This is a genomic window from Bacillus sp. LR--39 (assembly GCF_053613335.1).
This window is the reverse complement of record NZ_JBSIOT010001137.1, coordinates 1-621: the sequence shown is the minus strand read 5'-3', so window position 1 is coordinate 621 and position 621 is coordinate 1. Positions and strand designations below refer to the sequence as shown.

Annotated in this window: 1 protein-coding gene; it reads right to left on the bottom strand. The window is 45.6% G+C overall.

From position 1 onward, the window contains the following. Positions 1-600 (bottom strand): LysM peptidoglycan-binding domain-containing protein (locus ACWHAR_RS28940; RefSeq protein ID WP_452088682.1); only part of this gene is annotated, 600 nt, incomplete at its 3' end. Positions 601-621: the final 21 nt, after the last annotated feature.

The following is a 621-nucleotide window of genomic DNA, read 5'->3' as shown; positions in this document are numbered from 1 at the left end:
GGAAACTAAGTAATAAATATTGTTGACCAGATTGGTTCTCGCTGTGGGATTGTTTAGCACTTGGTGAACAATCTCCGTACTGAAGCCTCCTGATGTAAGGTTCGTTATTGTTGCCAGCGGCGTGACTCGTCTTTGCCATGTTGTTTCAATAGCGGCCGCATCATCTAACTGGTTTGCAATGTCGCCGTTAGGTGCAATATGATATTCAAAAATCGAAATTGAAGACGAGTATGGCGCATAATCATTGATCAGCTCCCGATCGAGGTCAGGATTTCGGAGCACATAAAAACTCAATGTCCCCGCAATGTAATTTGAGATCGAAGGAATCGTTATTTTTGTTCCCGCTTGTAAAGCACTTGGGCTGATGCCCGGATTGGCGGCTCGCAGTCGCTCTAATGGCACAAACGCTTTGGCTGCAATGGCGGTAAGCGTATCTCCCGGCTGGACTGTATATACATAAAGAGGGATAAGCAGAGCCTGCCCCGGCACGATATTCGTTTCATCTAAACCATTCACACCCCGTATTTGATCAACAGAATCACCGTATCTTCTGCCTATCGAAAACAAAGAATCACCAGGCCCGACGATATGGATAAACATGTTTAACCCCCATTATTCGTT